This window comes from Thermophilibacter provencensis (genome assembly GCF_900128445.1).
GTDB classification, from domain to species: Bacteria; Actinomycetota; Coriobacteriia; order Coriobacteriales; family Atopobiaceae; genus Thermophilibacter; species Thermophilibacter provencensis.
On record NZ_LT671417.1, the window covers coordinates 1976637 to 1992421 of the forward strand.

General features: G+C 70.0%; 14 protein-coding genes. 2 read left to right on the top strand and 12 right to left on the bottom strand.

The features are described 5' to 3' along the window. Nucleotides 1–89 precede the first annotated feature (89 nt). Nucleotides 90–854, top strand: coding sequence for a DeoR/GlpR family DNA-binding transcription regulator (locus BQ7391_RS08880; protein WP_200799600.1), 765 nt, complete (start codon nucleotides 90–92; stop codon nucleotides 852–854). Between the two features lie 223 nt (nucleotides 855–1077). On the opposite strand, the gene BQ7391_RS08885 is transcribed toward BQ7391_RS08880, so the two are convergent. The 9 genes from BQ7391_RS08885 to BQ7391_RS08925 all read right to left on the bottom strand — a co-directional run bounded on the left by BQ7391_RS08885 (nucleotide 1078) and on the right by BQ7391_RS08925 (nucleotide 10479). Further along, nucleotides 1078–1383, bottom strand: coding sequence for a PLP-dependent transferase (locus BQ7391_RS08885; RefSeq protein WP_075280272.1), 306 nt, complete (start codon nucleotides 1381–1383; stop codon nucleotides 1078–1080). A gap of 10 nt (nucleotides 1384–1393) precedes the next feature. Further along, entirely contained in the window at nucleotides 1394–3157 is a 1764-nt protein-coding gene (gene thrS, locus BQ7391_RS08890) for a threonine--tRNA ligase (RefSeq protein ID WP_075280273.1), read from the bottom strand. Between the two features lie 578 nt (nucleotides 3158–3735). Continuing rightward, the gene (locus BQ7391_RS08895) at nucleotides 3736–4167 is read right to left on the bottom strand and encodes a zinc ribbon domain-containing protein (protein ID WP_075280274.1); all 432 of its coding nucleotides are present in this window, start codon (nucleotides 4165–4167) and stop codon (nucleotides 3736–3738) included. A 70-nt stretch (nucleotides 4168–4237) separates the two neighbouring features. Continuing rightward, on the bottom strand, nucleotides 4238–5644 hold the full coding sequence (locus BQ7391_RS08900) for a bifunctional folylpolyglutamate synthase/dihydrofolate synthase (RefSeq protein ID WP_075280275.1): 1407 nt from the start codon (nucleotides 5642–5644) through the stop codon (nucleotides 4238–4240). A gap of 172 nt (nucleotides 5645–5816) precedes the next feature. After that, nucleotides 5817–6431 carry a GTP cyclohydrolase I FolE gene (gene folE, locus BQ7391_RS08905; protein WP_200799601.1) on the bottom strand — a complete coding sequence of 205 codons (615 nt, stop codon included), beginning with the start codon at nucleotides 6429–6431 and terminating at the stop codon, nucleotides 5817–5819. Continuing rightward, nucleotides 6428–7258 (bottom strand): formate/nitrite transporter family protein, encoded by an 831-nt coding sequence (locus BQ7391_RS08910; RefSeq protein ID WP_075280276.1) that lies wholly within the window; start codon nucleotides 7256–7258, stop codon nucleotides 6428–6430. The genes folE and BQ7391_RS08910 overlap by 4 nt, the downstream gene beginning before the upstream one ends. Further along, entirely contained in the window at nucleotides 7255–8115 is an 861-nt protein-coding gene (locus BQ7391_RS08915) for a bifunctional 5,10-methylenetetrahydrofolate dehydrogenase/5,10-methenyltetrahydrofolate cyclohydrolase (RefSeq protein ID WP_075280277.1), read from the bottom strand. The genes BQ7391_RS08910 and BQ7391_RS08915 overlap by 4 nt, the downstream gene beginning before the upstream one ends. Beyond that, nucleotides 8115–8750 carry a cyclodeaminase/cyclohydrolase family protein gene (locus BQ7391_RS08920; protein WP_075280278.1) on the bottom strand — a complete coding sequence of 212 codons (636 nt, stop codon included), beginning with the start codon at nucleotides 8748–8750 and terminating at the stop codon, nucleotides 8115–8117. The genes BQ7391_RS08915 and BQ7391_RS08920 overlap by 1 nt, the downstream gene beginning before the upstream one ends. A 55-nt stretch (nucleotides 8751–8805) precedes the next feature. Then, nucleotides 8806–10479: a formate--tetrahydrofolate ligase gene (locus BQ7391_RS08925; protein ID WP_075280279.1), complete on the bottom strand. Its 1674-nt coding sequence runs from the start codon at nucleotides 10477–10479 to the stop codon at nucleotides 8806–8808. Between the two features lie 270 nt (nucleotides 10480–10749). Here BQ7391_RS08925 and BQ7391_RS08930 point away from each other — a divergent pair, with 270 nt between their 5' ends. Beyond that, entirely contained in the window at nucleotides 10750–11823 is a 1074-nt protein-coding gene (locus tag BQ7391_RS08930) for an aldose epimerase family protein (protein ID WP_075280280.1), read from the top strand. Nucleotides 11824–11898: 75 nt separating this feature from the next. Here BQ7391_RS08930 and BQ7391_RS08935 read toward each other — a convergent pair whose 3' ends face one another. The 3 genes from BQ7391_RS08935 to iorA are packed head-to-tail and all read right to left on the bottom strand — an operon-like array spanning nucleotide 11899 to nucleotide 15600. Next, complete coding sequence (locus BQ7391_RS08935) at nucleotides 11899–13134, bottom strand: phenylacetate--CoA ligase family protein (protein ID WP_075280281.1); 1236 nt, start codon at nucleotides 13132–13134, stop codon at nucleotides 11899–11901. Between the two features lie 28 nt (nucleotides 13135–13162). Continuing rightward, nucleotides 13163–13780 (bottom strand): indolepyruvate oxidoreductase subunit beta, encoded by a 618-nt coding sequence (locus BQ7391_RS08940; RefSeq protein ID WP_075280282.1) that lies wholly within the window; start codon nucleotides 13778–13780, stop codon nucleotides 13163–13165. Beyond that, nucleotides 13777–15600 (bottom strand): indolepyruvate ferredoxin oxidoreductase subunit alpha, encoded by a 1824-nt coding sequence (gene iorA, locus BQ7391_RS08945; RefSeq protein WP_075280283.1) that lies wholly within the window; start codon nucleotides 15598–15600, stop codon nucleotides 13777–13779. Before iorA ends, BQ7391_RS08940 begins: the two co-directional genes overlap by 4 nt. Nucleotides 15601–15785 lie beyond the last annotated feature (185 nt).

The window sequence follows — 15785 nt, forward strand, 5'->3', positions numbered from 1 at the left end:
CATGTCGTCGAGGCGACGCGCCCGTGCGGGGCGCGTTCGCGCTACCATCTCTTTGAGGCAGGTCAGTCCGAACGAAAGCGAGTCCAGCCATGAGCTCATCGATGAAGGAGCGGCGCGACGGGATCGTGCTCTTCGTCAACTCCAAGGGCAGCGTGACGTTCGGCCAAATTAAGAAGGCGTTTCCCGGTGTCTCCGAGATGACGCTGCGCACGGACCTCAAGGCGCTCGACGAGGCGCGCCTCATCGTGCGCACCCACGGCGGCGCGCGCTCGGTTGAGTACGTGGTGGGCACCGATGACCTCCTGCTCAACCGAAGCACGAGAAACGTCGAGGAGAAGGCCGCGATCGCGCGCAAGGCCAAGGGGCTCGTCCGGCCGGACAGCACGATCTTCCTCGACTCCGGCTCCACCACCACGGCGCTCGCCCGCGAGCTCGACGACGTGCGCACGCTCGCGTTCACCAACAGCCTCACCTGCGCGGCCGAGCTCGCCCGCCTCGAGCGCGTCCGCACCATCATGGTCGGCGGCAGCCTCAACCGCTACAGCATGAGCCTCAACGGCAGCAAGACCATCGAGGACGTGGGGTCGCTGAGCTTTGACCTGCTGTTCCTGGGCGTGACGTCCTTCCAGTCCGCGACCGGGTTCGCCTGCGGGTCCGACGACGAGGCCGCCCTCAAGCGCGCGCTCATCGCGCACGCCGAGAGGACCGTGGTGCTGATGGACTCCTCCAAGCTCGGGCAGAGGAGCACCTTCAAGATCTGCGACCTCGCGGACGTCGACTACGTCGTGTCCGACGGCAACCTCACCGAGCACTTCAAGAAGTACTGCGAGGAGGCCGAGGTCGAGGTCCTGTAGCCCGCCAGGGGCGACCTGACAAAGGTGACAGGGTCAACTGTCATGAATGTTCATGACAGTTGACCCTGTCACCTTTGTCAGGTCGCCTTTGTCAGGTCGGTCCGTTTGTAGTGTGTTTCAGGACGCAATCCGAAAGTACACTGCAAAACGACGCAAGATTTCTACCTGGGACTTTTTGGTAGAAGCGTCTGTAGTGTACATAGAGTGAAGCGCGTGAAATACACTACAAACGCATCTCCAGCTCCATGACCTGCTCGCGAGCGTCGCGGTCGTCGGCCTCCCAGAGGCGCCACTCCCCCGCCGCACGATACGCGACGTAGGGGCCGAAGCCTCCCACGAGCTCGTTCGCGGCGCGCGGGAAGTCGGGGTCTGCCTTGAGGCCGGGATAGCGCACGGCCTCCACGCGCGGGTGGCAGGCGAGGTAGTTGGCCACCACCTGCGCCGCGTCGGAGAGGACCCTCCAGCGCTCCCGCCCCATCCGGGAGGAGAGCGCCTGGAGGGTCGCAAGATCGAGGCTCTTCTCGCCCACCGCGCTGCGCCTAGCGGCGGTCGGCGATCTCCGCCGTGACGTCGGCGATGAACTCGTCAAGCTCGCGCGAGACGGTCTCGTTGGAGCGGTCGCGGACGGAGATGGTGCCGGCCTCGACCTCCTTCTCGCCGATGATGAGCATGTAGGGCGGGCGGTCAATGTTGCGCGCCTCGCGGATCTTGTAGCCGATCTTCTCGTCGCGCTCGTCGAGGACGGCGCGGATGCCGGCAGCCTCGAGCCTCTCGGTCACGGAGCGCGCGTAGTCGCGGCTCTTCTCGGAGACGGGCAGGACCTTCACCTGGCACGGTGCGAGCCACGTGGGGAACTTGCCGGCGAAGTGCTCGATCAGGATGCCGATGAAGCGCTCGATGGAACCGAAGCAGACGCGGTGCAGCATGATCGGGCGCTTCTTCGAGCCGTCGGCGTCCGTGTACTCGAGGTCGAAGTTGATCGGCATCTGGAAGTCCAGCTGGACCGTTCCGCACTGCCAGGTGCGGCCGAGCGAGTCCTCCAGGTGGAAGTCGATCTTGGGGCCATAGAAGGCGCCGTCGCCCTCGTTGACCACGTAGTCCTTGCCGAGCTTCTCAAGCGCGTGGCGCAGCGCGGCCTCGGCGCGCTCCCAGTCCTCGTCGGAGCCCATGGAGTCCTCGGGACGCGTTGAGAGCTCGAGGTGGTAGGTGAAGCCGAACTTCTCGTACACCGAGTCGATGAGGTTCACCACGCCCACGATCTCGTCCGTGAGCTGGTCCGGGCGCACGAAGAGGTGCGCATCGTCCTGGCTGAAGCAGCGGACGCGGAAGAGGCCGTGGAGGGCGCCGCGCATCTCGTGGCGGTGCACGAGGCCGATCTCACCGGCGCGAATGGGCAGCTCGCGGTAGCTGTGCGGCCTGGAGGCGTAGACGAGCACGCCGCCCGGGCAGTTCATCGGCTTGATGCAGTACTCCTCGTCGTCGATGATCGTGGAGTACATGTTGTCCTTGTAGTGGTCCCAGTGGCCGGAGGTCTTCCAGAGCTCCTTGTTCATGATCATGGGCGTGGAGATCTCCACGTAGCCGGCGGCGCGGTGGATCTCGCGCCAGTAGCTGAGGAGCTCGTTCTTGAGGATCATGCCGTTGGGAAGGAAGAACGGGAAGCCGGGGGCCTCGTCGCGCATCATGAAGATGTCCATCTCGCGGCCAATCTTGCGGTGGTCGCGCTTCTTGGCCTCCTCGAGCAGGCGCAGGTGCTCGTCGAGCTCGTCCTTCGTGGCGAAGGCGGTGCCGTTGACGCGGATGAGCATCTTGTTGTCCTTGTCGCCCTTCCAGTAGGCGCCCGAGACGCCCGTGAGCTTGAAGGCCTTGAGCGCCTTGGTGTAGGTGAGGTGCGGGCCCACGCACATGTCGATGTACTCGCCCTGCTGGTAGAAGGTGATTCGCGCGTCCTCGGGCAGGTCGCCGATGTGCTCGACCTTGTACTTCTCGCCACGCTCCTCCATGAGGGCGATCGCCTCGGCGCGCGGAAGCTCGAAGACGGTGAACTTGAGGTTCTCCTTCACGATCTTCCTCATCTCGGCCTCGATGGCCGGGAAGTCCTCCTCGGAGATCTTCTGACCCTCGGGGAGGTCGATGTCGTAGTAGAAGCCATTGTCGGTAGCGGGGCCGTAGGCGAAGTCGGCCTCGGGGTACAGGCGCTTGATGGCCTGGGCCATGATGTGGGCGGCGCTGTGGCGGACGACGTGGGTGACCTCGTCAGCGGGGCACTCGTCGATGTGGCCGTCGTTGTACAGGACCTTCATGGGAAACCTCTCTCTGGATGGTCTGCGAACATGAAAATCGCCCGCACGCCGCCGTCCTGGCAGCGTCGAGCGATATGTGGCGCCTGTCCGGGGCCTGCCGGCCCGGGGAAGGGACAGACGCCTAGATAGTCTGCGTTCGAGCGCTATGTGCAAAGATGCACTGCATCTGGTACACGCCTTTCGTCATTGCCTGACCATAGGTTTACCACAAGTGCGCCGCGTCTATGCACGGGGAAACAGATTCGCAGCATCTGCGCGTGAGCGGCGGGCGCCGGCCCCTCGCCCGAAAGCCGCGGGCCGAGCATGCCCCCATGCACGGAACCAGCCACGTCCCGCCCGGCTTCGTGCGCGGGGGCATGCTCGATGAGCCCGAGTGCGCAGGCTCTTCTCGTCAGGGCGTCCCCTGGGCATGCCTTTGCGCACGGTTTTGCCGAGCATGCCCCCATGCACGGAACCAGCGGCGCATCGGGCAAAACCGTGCGCAGGGGCATACCCGGCGCAGCCGCAAGAAGGCCACGCCAGACGAAAAAGGCCCCGCCGGGGCGGGGCCATGCGTGCCGAGAAGAGCCAGCGCGCCGTTACTGGATGCGCGTGCGGCAGTACGGGCACACCTTCCAGTCGGCGTTGAGCGGGCGGTGGCAGGTGGGGCAGACGTTCCTGACCTGCGTGTTGCAGATCGGGCAGACCACGAAGTCGCGGTCGATGGGGGCGCCGCACTTGGGGCAGATGCCGTAGTGGGAGAGCTGGTGCTCGCGCAGGGCGATGTCGAGGTCCTGCTCCTCGCGGTCGATGAGGTACGAGCTCGGGCGCAGGATGACGTAGGCGAGCAGGCCCACGATGGGGATGACGGAGATGATCGCCCACATCCACCAGGGCTCCGCGCCGCGGCGCTGGGCGTCGCGGATCACGTAGACGATCGAGAGGATGTAGAGCATGACGACGCACACGACCATAAGGTAGAGGACCATGCGGACCTCGGGCGTGATGAGCTGGTCGAAAAGTTCTTGCATGACGGGGACTCCTTCTGCCATCGGAAAACGTCACGGCGCGACGCCACAGACAGCTGAATTGTAACAAAAGCTATCCGAGAAGGGCCGCAAGCTCGCCTGCGAGCGTGATGGAACCACATCCAACGTAGGATTCTCCACACAATGCCGACGTTGCGGCCTCAACCGTGGGATACGTCCCGACCACTTCCGCGCCGGCGCCGGCGAAGAGGGCGGCGAGCTCGGCCGCGGGGAGGGCGCGCGGGCTCGCGGTCTGCGTGACGGCGACGCGCGGGAACGCGCGGGCGAGAAGGGCCACGATGCCCTCCACGTCCTTGTCGGCCAGGACGGCCGCCAGAAGCGTCGGCCGCCCCTCCCGGACGGGCGCCACGGCATCGACGGCGGTCAGGAACGCCGCCACCGACTGCGGGTTGTGGCACGCGTCGATGAGGACGGGCGGCTCCGGTCGCAGGAGCTGGAAGCGGCCGGGCGTGGGGCACTGGACGACGGAGGTGAAGAGCGCCTCGGAGTCGAGCGCGCGGCCGAGGTAGCCCTCCGCGAGCGCCACGGCGCAGGCCACGTTGGCGGCCTGGTAGGCGGGCTTGAGGCAGGCGAGCTCCTCGTAGGTGGCGCGCGGCGTGGCCACCGTGAGCTCGAGGGGCGCCCCGATGCGCGCGGGGCGCCGCACGATCCGGTAGCTCGCGCGCGGGAGGTCGTCGCGCCGGCGCGGGACGCCGGGGTGCATCTCCCCCGCCGCGTCCTCGAGGCGCTCGGGACGCAGCAGCACAGGCGTCACGCCGGCCGCGCGCGCCTGGGCGAGAAACACGTCCTCGACGCTGTCGGGGGTGGCGGTCCCCACCCCGAGCACGCAGGCGCGGCCGGGCTTGATGATGGCGGCCTTCTCGCCGGCGATCTTCTCGAGCGTGTCCCCGAGGACGCGCATGTGGTCGAGCCCGATGCCGGTCACCGCGACGGCGCGGATGGACTTGGCGGCCGAGGTCGCGTCCCAGCGGCCGCCCATGCCGCACTCGAGCACGGCCACGTCGACCCCCGCCTCGGCGAATACGACCATGGCGGCCACCGTGAGGGTGTCGAACTCGGTCACGTCATAGGGGCGAAGGCCCTGGGCGACGCGGCGCTCGTTCACGCGGCAGCCCGCCTCGCGCGCGGCGGAGATGCCGTGCGCGAAGGCCTCCTCGGAGACGGGCGAGCCGCCGACCTCCATGCGCTCGGTGTAGCTCACGAGCTCCGGCGACGTGTAGAGCGCCGTGGAGAGGCCCTCCCCCGCCAGGACGGCGGCCGTGAAGCGGCTCGTGGACGTCTTTCCGTTGGTGCCGGCGACCTGCACGCACTCGAACGCGAGGTCGGGGTCGCCGAGCTCGGCGAGCATGTCCTCAACGGTCTCGAGCAGGGGCTCTATCCCGAAGCGCAGCGCCCCGTGCAGGACGTCGAGCGCCTCGTCGTACGTGATCTCGGGAACCTCGAACGGCAGCTTGTACATGCCATCTCCTGTCACTCGGCCGGGGGCGGGCAGGCGCGCCCCGGCGCCCGGGAAGCTTGCCGCACGGGACGCGGCAAGAGCTCGCGGCGGGGCGTACCTGCCCGCCCGCCGCGAGGCCATCGAGCGAGAACGACGCGCGGCGGGCGAGCGACCGAGCGCTCGCCGAGGGCCGCTACAGCCCGAGGAGGCGAAGGGCCTCCTGACGGGTCTTGAGGTCGCGCAGGCACCCGCGCACCGCCGAGGTGGTGGTGAGGGCGCCCGCCGCGCGGACCCCGCGCATGGTCATGCAGGTGTGCTCCGCCTCCAGCACCACGAGGACGCCGAGCGGGTCGAGCTCGCGCACCATGGCGTCGGCGATCTGCCCGGTGAGCCGCTCCTGCACCTGGAGGCGGCGCGCGTATCCCGAGACGCAGCGCGCGATCTTGGAGAGGCCCGTGATGCGGCCGTCGCGCGGGATGTAGCAGACGTGCGCGCGACCGGTGAAGGGCAGGATGTGATGCTCGCAGAGCGAGGAGAACGGGATGTCCTTGACGATCACCATCTCCTGGTTTCCCGGTTCGTGGAACTGGCGGCGCAGGTGCGCCCCCGGGTCCTCCTGCGTGCCGCCGAGGATCTCCTCGCAGGCGCGCGCCACGCGGTCGGGCGTCCCGACCAGCCCCTCGCGGTCGGGGTCCTCGCCGATGGCGAGCAGGAGCTCGCGGACGGCCGCCTCAACGCGGGGCTTGTCGATGGGGCCGTAGCCCTGGGCGTTCACGTTCTTCTCGCCCGACGTGCTCTTGTCGCTCACGCGCGATCCCTTCCCCTGCCGTACACGAACCAGTAGGATGCGCCCACCAGCACGACGCCGCCCACGAGATTGCCGAGCGTGGCCGCGCTCAGGTTGTGCAGGACGCCCGCAAGGTCGACCGAGCCCGATGCGACGCCCGTCGCCTGCAGCATCATCGCATAGGGCAGGAAGAACATGTTGGCCACGCAGTGCTCGAAGCCCGCCGCCATGAACCCCATGACCGGCAGCAGGGCCGAGAAGAACTTGTCGGTGACCGAGCTGGCGGAGTGGCCGACCCAGACGGCGAGGCAGACGAGCATGTTGCAGAGGACGCCGCGCGCGAAGGCGGTCCCCCAGCCAAGCGCGACCTTGCCCTCCGCCACGGCGATGGCCGCCTCCCCGAGGGCGCCCCCGTTGGCGGACGCGACGCCCGCGGCGAGCATGGCGGCGGACGCCAGGAGGGCGCCCGCGAGGTTGCCCGCGAGCACCACCAGCCAGCTCGAGAGGAGCTTGCCCCACGAGAAGCGCCCGGAGAGCGGGCCCATGACCATGAGGCAGTTCCCGGTGAAGAGCTCCGCGCCCGCCGCGAGGACGAGGAAGAGCCCGAGCGTGAAGGCGAAGCCGCCGAGCAACTGCGTGGCGGCGAAGGGCAGCGTGGCGTCCGACTTCACCACGAGCATGAACGTGGCGCCGAGCGAGATGAACGCCCCCGACATGACGGCGAGCACGAGGGCGCTCGCGAGGTCGGTCCCGGCCTTGGTCTCGGCGACGCGCTCGTTCTTGAGCTCCATCGACGCGGGGGTCATCGCCCCGCTGTAGGACGAGGAGGGCTTCTCGGTTAGCTTCATCGGCAGGTCCTCTCTGCGGCCTCGACGACGTGCCGGGCCAGAATGGCGGTTGTTACGGCACCCACGCCGCCGGGCACGGGCGTGATGGCGGAGACGATGGGCTCGACGGCGTCGAAGTCGACGTCGCCGACGAGGCGGCCCGCGGCGGCGTCCCAGTTGGTGCCGACGTCGACGACGACCTGGCCCGGCCGGACGCAATCCGGGCCGATGGCGGCGGGCGACCCCGCCGCGGCAACGATCACGTCAGCCGCGCGGCAGGCGGCCGCGAGGTCGCGCGTGTGCGTGTGGCAGGTGGTCACCGTGGCGTTTCTCGCCAGCAGGAGGGCGGAGACGGGACGCCCGATCACGAGGGAGCGGCCGACGACGGTCACGTTGGCCCCGTCGAGCGGCACGCCGTAGTGGTCCAGAATCGCGAGCGCGGACTCCGCGGTGCACGGGGCGAAGCCGCCTCCGCGCCCGGAGAGCGTGGCGAGAAGCCCCGCGGGGCCGGCGCAGTCCACGTCCTTCTCGGCGGGGATGCTCGCCGCCGCGGCGGCCGCGTCGTCGAGGGGCGCCGGCAGCGGCCGCAGGAGCAGGATGCCGTGGACGTCGCCCCGGGCGCCGAGCGCGTCGAGCGCGCCCTCGAGCGACGCCTGGTCGACGCCGTCGGCCCCGAGGACGACCCTCTGGAACGCGATGCCGACGGCAAGGCAGCGCCTCTCCGCCGCCCGCTCGTAGGCGAGGTCGTCCTCGCGCTCGCCCACGCGCACGACGGCCAGCCGGGGCTCGACCCCCCGCGCGCGCAGGGCGTCGACGCGGGGGGCGAGGGCCTCCGCGATGGCGCGGGCGACGGGGGCGCCCCTGAGCAGCTCCGCCATCAGCGCGACCCCCTGCGGATGCCCGCAAGGACGCGCTCGGCGAGCCGGTCGGCGCGCGGCACGTACTCCTCGACGAGCTCGTCGCAGGCGGACTCGATGGCCGCCGCCTGCGCGCGGTCCGCGAGCGAGGCGGTGTTCACGTAGACGTTGACGCTCGCCGCACCGAGCGCCGCGCGCACGAGCAACGCTCCGCAGGCCACGTCGGACGCGAGCAGGCGCGAGCAGCGCTCCCCCATGCGCTCGAGGAGGGAGACCGCGCGGCAGCACTCCCCCACCATGGCGAGCGGCGCCATCGCAGCCGCCTCCGTCGCGCGCTCGAGCGCCTCCGCGCGACCGGGGTCATCGCGCGGGATGGCATAGGCCGCGGCGAGGGGCGCGAACCCCTCCGCGTCCTCCTCCACGAGCTCGAGCAGGCGGTAGCGCACGTCCTCGGCCTCGTCCACGAGGGCGCGGACCTCGTCCTCGACTGACGCGTACCGGGGCTTCCCCACGGTGAAGGAGCCCGCCATCGAGCAGAGCGCCGCCCCGAGCGCCCCGACGAGCGCGGCCGCGCCGCCGCCGCCGGGAACGCTCTCGCGCGCCGCGAGCCGGTCGGAGAACTCCTCGCAGCTCAGCTCCGTATACCTCTCGTCCAAGGCGCCCCTTCCTCAAAACCTGACAGACGACACGTCACCTTTGTCACGAACGCCGTCAGAACAGGCCGACGATCTTGCCGTCGGGCGTGACGTCGATCTTCTCGGCGGCCGGGACCTTGGGCAGGCCGGGCATGGTCATGATGTCGCCCGTGAGCGCCACGATGAAGCCCGCGCCGGCGGACACGCGGAGGTTTCGCACCGTGATGCGGAACCCCTCGGGCGCGCCGAGCTTGGTCTGGTCGTCGGTGAAGGAGTACTGGGTCTTGGCCATGCATATGGGCAGGCCGCCATAGCCGAGCTCCTCGAGCTGGGCGAGCTGGCGCCTGGCCGGTCCGGTGAAGTCGACGCCGTCGGCGTGGTAGACCTTGGTCGCGATGGCCTCGACCTTCTCGGCGATGCCGCCCTCTAGCTCGTAGGCGTAGTGGAAGTCGGACGGCTCGTCGCAGAGGCGGACGACCTCGTTGGCGAGCGCCACGCCGCCCTCGCCGCCCTTGGCCCAGACCTCGGAGAGCGCGACGTTGACGCCGAGCTCGTTGCAGCGGCGCTCGACGAGGGCGAGCTCCGCCTCGGTGTCCGTGGGGAAGGCGTTGACTGCCACGACGACGGGCAGGCCCCAGACGTCCTTGATGTTGGAGACGTGGCGCAGCAGGTTGGGCAGGCCGGCCTCGAGCGCCTCGAGGTTCTCCACGGTGAGCTCGGCCTTGGGGACGCCCCCGTTGTACTTGAGCGCGCGCACGGTGGCCACGAGCACCACCGCGGAGGGCGCGAGCCCGGTGGCGCGGCACTTGATGTCGAGGAACTTCTCGGCGCCGAGGTCCGCACCGAAGCCGGCCTCGGTCACCACGTAGTCGGCGAGCTTGAGGGCGGTCGTCGTGGCCTCCACCGAGTTGCAGCCGTGCGCGATGTTGGCGAAGGGGCCGCCGTGGACGAACGCGGGGTTGCCCTCGAGCGTCTGCACGAGGTTGGGCTTGATGGCGTCCTTGAGCAGCGCCGTCATGGCGCCCTCGGCGTGGATGTCGGAGACGGTGACGGGCTTGCGGTCATAGGTGTAGGCGATCACCATGCGCCCGAGGCGCGCCTTGAGGTCGGAGAGGTCCGTGGCGAGGCAGAAGACCGCCATGACCTCGGAGGCCACCGTGATGTCGAAGCCGTCCTGCCGCGGCATGCCGTCCGCGATGCCGCCAAGGCCGTCTACGACGTTTCTGAGCTGGCGGTCGTTCATGTCGACGCAGCGCTTCCAGACGATGCGGCGCGGGTCGATGCCGAGGGCGTTGCCCTGCTTGATGTGGTTGTCGAGCATGGCGGCGCAGAGGTTGTTGGCCGCGCCGATGGCGTGGAAGTCGCCCGTGAAGTGCAGGTTGATGTCCTCCATGGGGACGACCTGCGCGTAGCCGCCGCCCGCCGCGCCGCCCTTGATGCCGAAGACCGGGCCGAGCGAGGGCTCGCGCAGGCAGAGCATCGTCTGGTGCCCCAGGCGGTTCATCGCGTCGGCGAGGCCCACGGACGTGGTGGTCTTGCCCTCGCCCGCCGGGGTGGGGTTGATGGCCGTCACGAGGACGAGCCTGCCCTTGGAGGGGCGGTCCGCCAGCGAGTGGATGTCGACCTTGGCCTTGGTGCGCCCATAGGGCTCGAGCATGTCCTCCGTAAGGCCCGCGCGCGCGGCGACCTCCGCGATGGGCAGCATCCGGGCCTCCTGCGCGATCTCGATGTCCGACTTGTAGTCCGCCATATCCGCTCCCCTCCGTACGAGCCATAGGAACACCTACTATACCGCAGCGGGCGGGCGGCGCCGGGCCCGAGGCCCGCCCGCATCGCGCCGGCGCGCCCGCGTCCGCACGCGACGCGTGAGAGTGACGGGTTTTGGACGGACGCGCGCCCCAAGCGCCCCCCATCCGTCCAAAACCCGTCACCGAGCCCGTGCCGTCGCCCGCCAGACGACGGCCCGCCGAGCGGCCGCGGCGCGCTACACTGGGGCAACAACCGAAAGCGGAGGTGCATCATGATCGAGAGACGCCCCTTTGGGACCACCCCCGGCGGCGCGGAGGCGGCGCGCTTCGTCCTCGAGGCCGGGCGCGTGCGCGCGTCCGTGTCCGACTTCGGCGCCACGCTGCTCGCCCTCGAGCTGCCCGACCGTGACGGCGCCGTGGCGGACGTCCTTCTCGGCTTCGACTCGGTCGAGGGCTACGCCGGGGAGAACCCCGCGTTCTTCGGCGGGACCGTGGGCCCCGTCGCGAACCGCACCGACCGCGCCGAGGTCCCGCTGTCGGGCGCCACCTACCGCCTTCCCGGAAACGACGGGCCCGACGGGCGGAACAACAACCACACGAGCTCGGAGCGCGGCCTCCACAAGCGGCTCTGGGACGCGGAGGCCGACGAGGCGGCGAACGCCGTCCGCCTGACCTGCCGCCTCGCCGACGGCGAGCTCGGCCTGCCGGGCAACCGCACCTTCCGCGCCACCTACGCGCTCGGCGAGAAGGACGGTGCCGTCGAGCTGCGCGTGTCGTACCGGTGCGAGACCGATGCCCCCACGTACGTGAACATGACCAACCACTCCTACTTCAACCTCGCGGGGAACGGGTCGGGAGACGTCCTCGACCAGGTGGTCCAGGTGGACGCCGAGCGCTTCCTCCCGGTCCGCGAGGACTCGGTGCCCACCGGCGAGGTCGCGGACGTGGCGGGGACGCCGTTCGACTTCCGCCGGCCCAAGGCGCTCGGCGCCGACATCGACGCGGACGACGAGCAGCTCCGGCGCGGCCGAGGCTACGACCACTGCCTCTGCGTGCGAGGCTACGTCCCGGGGGGCCTTCCCCGCCGCGCCCTCCTCGCCTGCGACCCCGCGAGCGGCCGCGTGCTCGAGGTGCTTCTCACCACGCCGGCCGCGCACCTCTACACCGGCAACTGGCTGGGCGACAAGGGGGCCAAGGGCGGCTTTGACTACGCGCCGCGGTCCGGGTTCGCCTTTGAGCCCGAGTTCTACCCCGACGCAATCCACCACCCCGAGTGGCCGCAGCCCGTCTGCGATCCCGAAAGCCCCTGGGAGTCCGAGATCGTCTACCGCTTCTCGGCGACCTGACAAAGGTGACAGGGTCATCTGTCAGGTCGTGCGGGGCGCGGTCATAACCTGGCCCGCCGCCTCGCCGAGCGCCGCCTAGTCGTAGCGCTCGTCGAAGACGCGACGGGTCTTCTTCTCGCTCCTGGGCAGCACCCCGAGCTCGACGACCTTCACGAGCGGCGTGAAGCCGATGCGGCGCTTGACCTCGTGCGCGACGGCGTCCGCAGTGTCGAGGAAGTCCTGGGTGCCGTCCGTCTCCACGTAGATGCGCATGGTGTCGCGGCCCTCGAGGTGCGAGAGGCGGATCTGGTACTCGCTCGAGAGGGCCGGGAACGTCTGGAGGATCTCCTCGATCTGGCGCGGGAAGACGTTGACGCCGTGAATCTTGACCATGTCGTCCGAGCGGCCCTGGAGCGCGTCGATGCGCGGGAAGGGGCATCCGCAGGGGCAGTCGCCGGGGATGATGCGGCTGAGGTCGTGCGTTCGGAAGCGGATGAGGGGCGCGCCCTCCTTGACGAGGGTGGTGATGACGATCTCGCCCCACTCCCCGTCAGGCAGCGGCTCGCCCGTCGCGGGGTCGACGATCTCAAGGTAGATGAAGTCGTCCCAGTAGTGCATGCCGTCCTCGGCGTCGCAGGAGATGCCGATGCCCGGGCCGTAGACCTCCGTGAGGCCGTAGATGTCGTAGACGTCGATGCCAAGCCCCGCCTTCACGCGCTCGCGCATCCTCTCGCCCCAGCGCTCGGAGCCGATGACGCCCTTGGCGAGGGCGATCTGGTCGCGCATGCCGCGCTTCTCGACCTCTTCGGCAAGAAGCAGCGCGTAGCTCGACGTGGCGCCGATGACCGTCGTCTGGAGGTCCACCATGAACTGCAGCTGCTTCTCGGTGTTGCCGGGGCCCATGGGGACGACCATGGCGCCGAGCTTCTCCGCGCCCGCCTGGAATCCGATGCCCGCGGTCCAGAGGCCGTAGCCGGGCGTGATCTGGATGCGGTCGTCCGCCGTGATGCCGGCGAGCTCGTAGCAGCGGCGGAACTGCTCCGCCCAGTCCTCGACGTCCTTGGCGGTGTAGGGGATGATGACCGGCGTGCCCGTGGTGCCGGAGCTCGAGTGGATGCGCACGATCTCGCGCTCGTCCACGGCCGAGACGCCGAGCGGGTAGCAGTTGCGCAGGTCCTCCTTCTCGGAGAAGGGCAGCGCGAGGAAGTCCTCCTCGGTGAGGACCTCGGTGACGCCCGCCTCCTCGAGACGCCGGCCAAAGTAGTTGCCCGACGCCACGAGGCGCTGGACCTGGTCGTTCACGAGCTTGAGCTGGGATTCGCTGATCTTCATGCTGGGCTCCTTCGTGCAAAGGGGACAGTCACTTTTGCACGCATGCCCGTGCAAAAGTGACTGTCCCCTTTGCACGGCGCAGGGCGCGCAGGTCGAGGTCGATGAAGCGGGGGCTCACGACGGCCCGCACCGCGTCCGCGAGGTCCTCCACGGTGACGGGGCCGAGCGCCCCCGCGCGGGCGGCGGCGCCGAGAAGGACCACGTTCAGCGCCTTCGCCGTGCCGAGCTCCGCCTCTGCAGCTACGGCGTCCACGACCACGAGGTTCTTCTCCCCCACGCGATCGCGCAGGTAGGACATGATGGTCGCGAGGTCGTAGGCCGGGCCCCCGGTTGCCGCGGAGACGGGAACCACCGGGGCGTCGCTTGTCACGAGCGTGCCGCCCGCGCGGAGGAACGGCAGCTGCCGCGCCGCCTCGGCCGGCTCGAAGGCCACGATCGCGTCCGCGCGCCCGCGGCCGACGAGCGGGGATGCGGCGCCCTCGCCCAGCCTCACGTGGCTGAAGACCGATCCCCCGCGCTGCGCCATGCCGATGGTCTCGGCTGTCTTGACGCTGAGGCCGCGGCCCATCGCGGCGCGGGCGAGCAGCTTGGATGCCAGGACGGCGCCCTGGCCGCCCACGCCGCACAGGACGATGCTGGTGCTCACGGGCGCTCACCTCCCTTGATCGCGTGCGTGGGGCAGACCTGCTCGCAGAGGGTGCAGCCCGTGCACTGGGCGGGGTCTATTCTCACCTTGCCGGTCGCGGCGTCGGGCACGAGCGCCGGGCAGCCGAGCTCGCGCACGCAGCGCCGGCAGCCCACGCACCTCTCGACGTCCACCGCGCTCACGGCCTCCGGGCGCGCGAGCACCACGCACGGGGAGCGGAAGACGATCGCCTTGACGCCCGGCTCGTCCGCCACGCGGCGGACGGTCTCGACGGACGCCTCGAGGTCGAGCGGGTCCACGGTCTCAACCACCGTGAGCCCAATCGCGCGCAGGACGCGCTCGATCGAGACCTTCTCCACGACCTGCCCCATCATCGTGCGACCGGTGCCCGGGTGCGGCTGGTGGCCGGTCATGGCGGTGGTCGAGTTGTCCAGCACGACGAGCGTCATGTCCGCCTGGTTGTAGAAGGCGTTGACCGCGCCCGTGATGCCCGAGGCGAAAAACGTCGAGTCCCCCACGAAGGCGAAGGCCTTGGTGCCCGGCTCCACGCGCGTCACGCCCTGCGCTATGTTGATGCCCGCCCCCATGCACAGGCACGTGTCAACCATGTCGAGCGGCGCGGCGTTGCCGAGCGTGTAGCACCCGATGTCACCGCAGAAGATCACCTTGCGCCCGCGCATGGCACGCTTGACGGCGTAGAAGCTCGCCCGGTGCGGGCAGCCCGCGCAGAGGACCGGCGGGCGGACCGGCAGCGTGGGGACGGCCTCGTCGGCCCCGGGGGACGCGGCGGAGGGGCGGCCGAGAAACGCGTCGAGCGCGCGGCCGACGCTCTCCACGGTGTTCTCGCCCGAGGGCTGCGCGTCGCCCGTCAGCTTGCCGCGGATCCTGACGCCGAGCCCGCGGCGGCCGCAGGTGGCGATAAGGGCGCGCTCGATCACGGGGTCGAGCTCCTCCACGCAGAGGACCTCGTCGAGCCCCTCCAGGAAGCGCACCGCCAGGTCCTCGGGGAAGGGGTACGGCGTCGCCACGCGGAGCACGCGCACGCCGTCCCTCTCGCCCAGGTTCTCCGCCACGTAGGTGGCGCTGATGCCGTGCGTGGCCACGCCGAGGCGCGGCGAGGCGACGGGCGGCTCGGAGATGACGTTGCGAGCGTAGCCGGAGAGCCGGCGCGAGAGCTCGGCGTCACGCGCCTCTATGGCGGCGTGGGCGCGCACCGAGAGCGCCGGGAAGATGACCCAGCGCGACGGGTCGCGCACGAAGCCCTCGGGCTCGTGGCGCTCCCACTCCCCCGGGTCCGCCACCTCGACGTCCTCGTACCCGTGGTCCACGCGCGTGGTGGGGCGAACGATCACCGGGCAGCCCAGCTCCTCGGAGAGCGCGAAGGCATCCGCCATCATCTCGTAGGCCTCGCTCGGGCTGGAGGGGTCGAGGACCGGCAGCTTGGCGTAGGCGGCGAAGGTCCTCGTGTCCTGCTCGGTCTGGGAGGATATGGGGCCCGGGTCATCGGCCACGAGCACCACCATGCCGCCCTTGACGCCGATGTAGGAGAGGCTCATGAGCGGGTCGGACGCCACGTTGAGGCCCACCTGCTTCATGGTCACGAGCGCCCGCGCCCCGGCGTAGGCCGCCCCGGCGGCAACCTCGAGCGCCGCCTTCTCGTTGACGGACCACTCCACGTACACGCCCTCCGGCCGGCGGCGGGCCACGGCCTCCAGGACCTCCGTGGACGGGGTGCCCGGGTACCCCGCCACCACGTTCACGCCGGCGGCGAGCGCGCCCACGGCCATCGCCTCGTTGCCCATCAGGAACTCTCTGTGCATGGCACCTCCTTCGTCTCGCAGCACTCTATCAAAGTAAAGCGCCTCCCGGCGGAGCCGTCGCAAACCGGAAACCTGCACCTTGGGGACGCGTTATTTCTCACAGAGATTTTGGGACAGGTCTGTTGCGGCGAGGGCCAGACCTGTCCCAAAATCTCTGGGAGAAAAAACGCGTCCTCAAGGTGCAG